Origin of the sequence: Sulfurimonas sp., assembly GCF_026991475.1 — a bacterium.
Lineage (GTDB): Bacteria > Campylobacterota > Campylobacteria > Campylobacterales > Sulfurimonadaceae > Sulfurimonas.
In genome coordinates, this window is the sequence record NZ_JALXBK010000009.1 from 1 (window position 1) to 8,669 (window position 8,669).

The 8,669-nt window shown below is 33.8% G+C and carries 5 protein-coding genes and 1 pseudogene; 4 read left to right on the forward strand and 2 right to left on the reverse strand.

Annotated elements, in window-relative coordinates; all coding sequences use genetic code 11:
• Both MV589_RS00610 and MV589_RS00615 read right to left on the reverse strand, forming a co-directional pair.
• On the reverse strand, nucleotides 1-2,093 hold a 2,093-nt coding region (locus MV589_RS00610; RefSeq protein WP_297431061.1), incomplete at its 3' end, for an FIST N-terminal domain-containing protein.
• Nucleotides 2,094-2,118: 25 nt separating this feature from the next.
• Complete coding sequence (locus tag MV589_RS00615; protein ID WP_297431062.1) at nucleotides 2,119-2,409, reverse strand: hypothetical protein; 291 nt, start codon at nucleotides 2,407-2,409, stop codon at nucleotides 2,119-2,121.
• 181 nt (nucleotides 2,410-2,590) lie between these two features.
• Between MV589_RS00615 and efp the strand changes: the two genes are divergently transcribed.
• The 4 genes and pseudogenes from efp to MV589_RS00635 all read left to right on the forward strand — a co-directional run.
• On the forward strand, nucleotides 2,591-3,157 hold the full coding sequence (gene efp, locus MV589_RS00620; RefSeq protein ID WP_297431064.1) for an elongation factor P: 567 nt from the start codon (nucleotides 2,591-2,593) through the stop codon (nucleotides 3,155-3,157).
• A gap of 28 nt (nucleotides 3,158-3,185) precedes the next feature.
• Complete coding sequence (locus tag MV589_RS00625; RefSeq protein WP_297431065.1) at nucleotides 3,186-4,604, forward strand: helix-hairpin-helix domain-containing protein; 1,419 nt, start codon at nucleotides 3,186-3,188, stop codon at nucleotides 4,602-4,604.
• A 67-nt stretch (nucleotides 4,605-4,671) separates the two neighbouring features.
• Complete coding sequence (gene dnaE, locus MV589_RS00630; protein WP_297431066.1) at nucleotides 4,672-8,289, forward strand: DNA polymerase III subunit alpha; 3,618 nt, start codon at nucleotides 4,672-4,674, stop codon at nucleotides 8,287-8,289.
• 21 nt (nucleotides 8,290-8,310) lie between these two features.
• Nucleotides 8,311-8,669, forward strand: a pseudogene (locus tag MV589_RS00635) (M18 family aminopeptidase); the annotation flags it as partial.

The window sequence follows — 8,669 nt, forward strand, 5'->3', positions numbered from 1 at the left end:
GAAATTTTTATGATAAATAGCTTATCTTTTACATATGCTCTAATATTGATCTCTTTAGTCTCAATGTCCATATTTTCATAAGCATCTCTTGCATTACCTATAATATTTATGAGTATATGCTCTAGCTCTTTTTTATAAGTATATAGTTTTTTTTCTGTTTCAATATTAATATTTACTTTGATATTATGGTTGCTAAGTTGTGTTCCAATAATATTAAAAATATCTTGAAATATTTCATCAAATATAATAGACTCTTTTTTATTTGTAGGTTTTGTAAAATTCATAAAATCATTAATAGTTTGAGACATTTTTTGAGTCATCTCTTCTATAAATTTTGAGGTGCTATTTATCTCTTTGTCTGTTAAAATACCCATTTGAGTCTGAATATTTAGCTTTATTGCTGCAGCACTAATAGCATTTAAAGGTTGTCTCCATTGGTGAGCTACCATGTTTATCATTTCGCCCATTTGTGCATATTTAGCTTGTTGTATCAGCAGTGAATCTTGCACTCTTATTTTTGTTAAATCTAAAGAAGTTCCAACTATTTTTATGGGCTTGCCATTGTGCAAAATTAATTTTCCACTCTCTAGTATATATATAATTTTACCATCATTACGAAGTACCCGTATCTCAATAGAATGAATTTTACCATCATATAATTTATCTTGAATTTTAAGAAATTTTTCTCTATCTTCAGGCACAACCATATTTATAAATTCTTTATACGAAGGTACACCATCTTCTTTATTTATATTGTAAATTTTATAATTCATATCAGACCATAATATATGCATGGTTTTAAGATTAAGTTCCCAACTTCCAAGATTTGCCATCTGCTGGATGGCTTGAAGTGTTGCAGTCTTTGCTTCAAGTTCATTGTTGATTTTTTTTTGAATAAGTGTTTGGGTGTGAAGTTCTTGTGACGTGATATCTAGAATATGTCGTAAGGCCTGAAATGTTCTGTCTGGAGTAGTCGTCTTTGTAGATTTGTAAATTAAACGATTGCTCTTGTTCTCTGTTGACTCAGATAGAGCTATTGCTGTTAATGTTTGATTTAATAATTCTGGTTTTTTATGTGTATAAAATTCGCCATAAGTAAAAAAACCACTTGTTGGTGCTAACTTTGCAAAAGGTTCTATCTCTTCTGATATACGATGAGGTAGAAAACGACGACGTGCCATACAGGAGTATATAAAAAAAGATTCAACATTGAGTTTTCCAAGTCTATGCAAAGGGTTTGATAAAATTGCTTCAGCTTCACCTATACCTAAATAAACTTCTGTACCCTCTTCAATGTTACCAGCAAAACCGAGACTTCCATCATCATACATTGCAGTGGCTGCTCGTGCTTTTTTAAAGCCTCTGTTCTCTAAAATAAGTGGAAACTCTATACCTGTTCCTGGTAATGAGTTTGCAATATCTTCTCCTAAATATTTTTTATAAAATGCGACTGTAGTTAGATTGTCAATAGTATAAACACGATTTTTTTCTACTTTTGTAATTGTATGTTTTAAACCAATAGTTTGCCATCCAAAACTATAAAAATTATTGACTTGTAAAGTTTTAGAATTGAGTGCTACAACTACCGCTCCTTTATCATAGAGTTTGTTGTTTATACCAACAAAACAGCGTTGAAATTTGGAATTGTCACCACTAAGACCACCTGCAACTATTAGCTTTGGATGAACAGAATAAATTCCATCTAATAATTCTTCGCCATTACATTTTAAACCATTAGCAAAAGCTATTAATAATTTTGTATCTTTAGTGACTATTTTTTTTGCCAGCTTTGCACCTGTATTAAAGCTGTCTGGTGTATAGGCATAAGCAATTTCTAAATTTGTATCTACAAAAGTAGAAATAGAAATGACGCTACTATATGTTAGAACATCGCTGTTAGCTATTTCTCCATCTGTTGATGAGGTAATAATGACACTATTTGGAAAAGTTTGATTTAAAAAAGTTAAAATCTTATTTATCTCATCTTCATCTTCCCCAGAGAAAACTTGAATTAAAATGGAAGAACTACTATTGATTTGTTCTATTTCTTCATTTGAAATTAGCGTAGAAAAATTGTTCTTCTTTATAAACATTCGTAGTCATAAATCATATTTCTTTTTATGACGTGATTCGTTGTACATTTAATGTTTGAACTAGGTTTAAATCATCCAGTAAATCATAGAGTCCATCATTTGCAATATAAAGTTCTACATTACACCCCGAACTAGTTAATTTACATAAATAACCTATAACAGATGAAGTAATAGATATGGAATCAAAAAGATGAATTTTTATATCACTAAATTCTTTCTTAATTACATCAATTTCTTCTGTTATTAGATGGTAATTAGAAATACTTTTTATATTACCAAATATTTTAATATTGTTATGTGATGATGAAATAGTCATATTTATCCCTCAAATAGTTAATTCTTCAATGGTACTCTCATAAAACTTAATATTTTTTTAAATTATATGATTATTTTATATATTGATTATCTTACTATCATAAATATCATATAAAGTCATTAGAACGCTCTAAGCACTTTTATTGTAAAATCTTTCAAAATATTTAAATAAAGGTGTATTAATGGCAACAGTTGGTATGAGTGATATTAAAAAAAATGTTCGTCTTGTAGTGGGTGAAGTTCCTTATAAAGTAGTAGAATTTCAACATGTAAAACCAGGGAAAGGTGCTGCGTTTGTTCGTATGAAAATGAAAAGTTTTTTAAATGGAAAAGTAGTTGAAAAGACTGTTCATGCAGGTGATAAATTTGAAGTTCCTGAGATTGACTACAAAACGATGCAATATTTGTATGATGATGGCGAAATGTACCAATTTATGGACAATGAAACTTATGACCAGCTAGGACTTTCATACGAGCAGTGTGATGAGGCTTCTAAATGGTTTAAAGATGGTATAAATGTAGATATTGTTTTTTATAAAGGCAATGCTATCTCTGTACAGGCTCCTGAAATTATGGAATTTGTTATTACAGATACACCACCAAACTTCAAAGGTGATACTTCAAGTGGAAGTAAAAAACCTGCAACATTAGAGAGTGGCGCGGTGGTTCAAGTTCCTTATCATGTTTTAGAAGGTGATACTGTTAAAGTAAATACAGTTGATGGCGAGTATTTAGAAAAAGTTAAGTAATTAACGCTATAAAAAAGGGGAAAGTAGCATGGGATTAAGTAATAAAGAGTTACCAAAGTTAGGCTTTTTGTATATGGATTATGTCCTAAGATTTTTTGATCATTCAAATTTTAAAGGTTGGCCAAATAAAATAGAGACTGTTACATATCATTGGAAAAATGATAAAGATAGATTTATTAAAGAGGTCAAGCGAAAGAAGATTGATGTTCTTATTGGTAATGTTCCTGCTACTGCTTATGAGACTTTTCGTGAGATTGCCCGCGAATTGCCTCATGTGCGTTTTATTCCATCTTTAGATACACAGTTTTCAAATAAATCTAAAGAGAATGTAACAAGATTTGCATGGAAATATGACCTGCCAATACCAAAAACATACATCTACTATAATCATAAAAATGCAGATAAGTTTTTGAAAAAATGTGAATATCCAAAAATCATTAAAAAGTCTTATGGTCCTTCAAATTATGGTGGATACTTTGTGCATAAAGTTGACAGCTACAAAGAGGCGCGTGCACTTTTTGATGAGAAACGCTACCATCCTGAGTATTTTCAAGATTTCGTTCCTATGGAGGCTGATATTCGTGTAATGCTCATCGGGCATAAGCCTGTTTGTGCCTTTTGGCGTCGTGCACCAGAGGGTGAATGGCTTACAAATACTTCACAAGGTGGAAGTATGGACTATAATGATGTTCCAAAATCTGTACTTGATTTAGCTGTAAAAGTTTCAAAAGCAGCAAAAGCTGAGTATTGGGCTTGTGATGTGGCTTATGGAAAAGATGGCAAGGTTCGCATTTTAGAGTGTGCAACTGCGTTTGCTGCGTTTCCTTACATTAGAGACTGGATTGGTGAGTATTTGATGTGGCTTTTAAGTGAAGGTCGTTTTAGAAAACCAAATATGCCTATGTTCAACTGGGAAGAGTTAGGAAAAATTTCTCCTGATTTATTACGAACTATGAGACATATAACATTTGGTAAATTTAATGCAAGTTATGATGGTGCTTACTTTGGAAATAAAAAGAAAATGTATGGTAAAAAAGAGGTCTATCTTCATGAACTCGATGCAAAATATAAAGTATATCCTGTAAAACGAAGATATGTTGAAGAGTGGCCAAGTGAAAAGTGGAATTATCAAGATAAACTTGCTCTAAAACCTCTTAGAAGCTTAAAGAAAAAATCAGATATAGAAGTGCCGACACCTACAAAAGATGAGAGTGCGGAGTCTGTAAAAAATGAAATAAAAATTACAAAAGAAGAGTTAGGTGACTTTTTAACAGCTATTGACGGGATTGGCAAGAAAAAAGTAAAAAAACTTGTTGAACACTTTGGTAGTGTTGATGATGTTATTGGTGTTATTCATCAAAATCCTACAATTCTTGAAGAGGTTCAAGGCTTTAGTGCTAAACTTATCAAAAAAGTAGAAAAAGCATGGAAAAAACTTCTTAAATAAACATCTATGAAGTCCTTTTCTTGGGCTTCTATTTAATCCATAAAAAATTAAAATCAAAGGTACTGCTTTGAGTGCAAAACCACAATTTACACATCTTCATTTACATACAGAATACTCTCTTCTTGATGGTGCAAACAAACTTACAAATCTTATTTCACGAGTAAAAGAGCTTGGAATGACATCTGTTGCTATGACTGACCATGGAAATATGTTTGGAGCTATTGACTTTTATAAACAGATGAAGAGTGCAGGGTTAAAGCCTATTATTGGAATGGAGGGTTACATTCATAATGGTGAAACCCTAGATGATAAAAGTACAAAACAGCGTTTTCATATCTGTTTATATGCTAAAAATAAAAAGGGATATGAAAATCTTATGTATCTCTCTTCGCAGGCATTTATAAAAGGTTTTTACTACTATCCACGCTTAAATAAAAAAGAGTTAAGAGAGCATAGTGAGGGTTTAATATGTAGCTCTGCTTGTTTGCAGGGTGAAGTAAATTGGCACTTAAATATGCAAAATGAGAGAAATGTAAAAAATGGTGCCTTGGGATATGAGGGCGCATTGGCAGCAGCACGAGAGTATCAAGATATATTTGGAGATGATTTTTATCTTGAAATTATGCGTCATGGAATTGGCGATCAGCTCTACATTGATGAGCAGATACTAAAAATTGCTAAAGAGACGGGTATAAAAGTAGTGGCGACAAATGATACACACTATACTTACTCTGGTGATGCTCAGTATCATGAAGCGTTTATGTGTATAGGGATGAATAAACTCTATGATGATCCAAATCGTATGCGTCATTCTGTTCATGAATTTTACATCAAATCTCCTGAGGAGATGGCTCGTCTCTTTGTGGATATTCCTGAAGCCATAGAGAATACGCAAGATATTGCAAATAAAATTGAAGAGTTTGTTCCTATTGTAAAGTCACCAACACCACCAAATTTTAAGTTTACACAAGAGTATGCAGAGGCTGAAGGGCTTGATATCAACTTTGAAGATGATGCACCACTTCCTCAAAATCCTACAGATGAGCAGAAGAAAAAATGGCTCTCAGCAGCAGATAAAAATGATGCAGCTTACTTTATTTATAAGTGTAAAGAGGGGCTAGAAAAACGCTTAAAAATCGTTCCAAAAGAGCGTCATGAAGAGTATAGAGAACGCTTAGAGTTTGAGATGGACATCATTAATTCTATGAAATTTCCAGGCTACATGATGATTGTTTGGGACTTTGTTATAGAAGCTAAACGCATTGATGTAGCTGTTGGTCCTGGTCGTGGTTCAGCTGCTGGAAGTTTGGTTGCATTTTCACTGGAAATTACCGACATTGACCCTATGAAGTACGATCTGCTTTTTGAGCGTTTTTTAAATCCTGAGCGTGTAAGTATGCCCGATATTGATATGGACTTTATGCAGGCTCGTCGTGGTGAAGTCATAGACTATGTTGTGCGAAAATATGGGCGAAATCAAGTGGCACAAATCATCACTTTTGGTTCACTTTTAGCAAAAGGGGTTATTCGAGATGTTGCCCGTGTGCTTGAGATGCCTTTAAGTCAAGCCGATAAAATGGCAAAACTTATACCTGATGAGCTTGGAATTACACTTAATGGAAAAACTAAAAATGGTAAATTTGTTGATGGTGCTTTTCAAAAAGAGCCAAAGATTCAAGAGCTAATTGAGAGTGATCCAAACGCAGCGCGTGTTTGGGAGTTTGCTAAAAAGCTTGAAGGTCTTAAACGCAACGCAGGAATGCACGCCGCAGGTGTGGTTATTTCAAATGAAGAGCTTTGGAAAAAGACACCTATTTATAAGCCATCTGGCGAAGATACTTTTGTAACGCAATATTCACTGAACTATATGGAAGATGTTGATCTGATTAAGTTTGACTTTTTGGGTCTTAAAACGCTTGATGTTATTCAAAATGCAATTAAGCTTATTAAACGCAGATACGATCGAGATGTTGAGTGGCATAAAATAGATGAAAATGATCAAAAAGTTTATGATGTTATTCAAACGGGTGATACAGTTGGAATGTTCCAAATAGAATCAAGTGGAATGCAGGACTTAAATCGTCGTCTAAAACCAGATAATTTTGAAGATTTAATTGCAGTCTTGGCACTCTATAGACCAGGACCGATGGAGTCTGGGATGCTTGATGACTTCATTGAGCGTAAACATGGTCGTCAAGAGATTACCTATGTATTTCCTGCACTTGAAGAGATTTTAAAACCAACTTATGGTGTCATTGTCTATCAAGAACAGGTTATGCAGATCGTACAGACTATTGGTGGTTTTAGCCTTGGTGGTGCAGATATTGTGCGTCGTGCTATGGGGAAAAAGAAAGTCGAGGAGATGATTAAATATAACAAAGAGTTCTCTGAGGGTGCTGCAAAGCAGGGGCTTGACTATAAAACAGCTTCAGAACTTTTTGATTTAATTGAAAAATTTGCTGGGTATGGCTTTAATAAATCTCACTCAGCAGCCTATGCCATGGTGACATTTCAAACAGCATGGCTTAAAACTTACTATCCAAATGAATTTATGGCAGCACTTCTGACATCAGATAAAGACAATACTGAAAAAGTTGTCCGTTATATTGATGAAGTGAAACGGATGGAGATTGAGCTTGCTCCACCTGATGTTTGTGACTCGCAACTTGAGTTTTCTGCAATTACTAAAGATAATCGAGAGATTATTTTGTTTGGTTTGGGTGGAATTAAAGGTGTTGGTGAAGCGGCCATTCATGCTATGCTTGAAGAGCGTGAGCAAAATGGTGACTATATAACTTTACAAGATTTTGTAAATAGAATTGAGCCTAGTAAAGTAAATAAAAGGGTGATTGAAGCCTGTATAAAAGCTGGTGGATTTGATAGATATGGCTACTCAAGAAAGGCACTGCTTGACCAAATAGATCTTATAGTTGAGACTGCAAAAAAAGCAAGTGAAGCGAAGAAAAACGCAGTCGGTTCTCTTTTTGGGGACGATGAAGAGATAACAACGGTTGAACTTACGCTTACAAATTGTGAAGAGTATGAGCTTAAAGAGATACTGGAGTTTGAAAAAGATACTTTAGGTTTTTATGTATCAGGGCATCCTATGGATGATTACCGTGAAGAGTTAGATGAGCTAAACTATACACTTTCATCTGAATTAGAAAATATAAAAGATGGTTCTTTTGCTATTTTTATAGGTAAAGTTGAAGAGATAACGAAAAAAGTTTCTAAAAAAGGAAATCAGTTTGGCATTGTAAACTTGATGGATTTTCATGGAAATATTGAGATTATGCTTTTTTCAGATAAGCTAGAACAACTCTCACAAATGAACTTAGAAGAGCCAGTTGCGTTTAAAGCAAGAATTACGCTTACTGATTTTGGACCGCGTCTGAATGTAACAAAGATTATGGCATTAAAAGATGCAAAAAGAGAGACAAAAAAGGTGAAAAAAGAGGTGCAAGAAGCACCGCCTGAACCTATAAATTTGGCAGTAAGACTCTCACAAGATTTTGATGTGCTAGAAAATTTATACGCTACTATAAGACAAAATCCAGGTAACCGTCCTCTAAAAGTAACCATAGTATCAAAACTACATAATGTCGTCATTGATTCTGCTATTCGCGTTGGAAGTCAAATTGTTGGCGCTTTAGAGGGAAATGAGTTTGTGGATATAATAAGTTAGTTAAAAAGAAGAGAGTAAGAGATGAACAAACAAGATTTTAATGATGGACTTTTAGGTTTTTTAGATGCTTCACCAGCCCCGTTTCATGCAACACGCAATATGGCGATGATGTTTGAAAATGCAGGATTTGTGAAACTTAATGAAGTAGAGAACTGGGAGCTTGAAGCAGGAAAAAAGTACTATGTTACTCGTAATGACTCTTCTGTTATTGCGTTTACTTACCCCAAAACAGATTTGAAATACTTAATGGTTGGTGCACACAGTGATTCACCAAATCTAAAACTTAAACCAAACGCAGTTATAAAAGAGCATGGAGTTGTAAAGTTTGGAGTAGAGCCTTATGGTGGACTTCTGCTCAATCCTTGGTTTGACAGAGACCT

Excerpts from the sequence above, each read along its gene's own strand:
- MV589_RS00615 (WP_297431062.1), bottom strand. The coding sequence starts at position 2,409 with ATGACTATTTCATCATCACATAACAATATTAAAATATTTGGTAATATA.
- efp (WP_297431064.1), top strand. The coding sequence starts at position 2,591 with ATGGCAACAGTTGGTATGAGTGATATTAAAAAAAATGTTCGTCTTGTA.
- MV589_RS00625 (WP_297431065.1), top strand. The coding sequence starts at position 3,186 with ATGGGATTAAGTAATAAAGAGTTACCAAAGTTAGGCTTTTTGTATATG.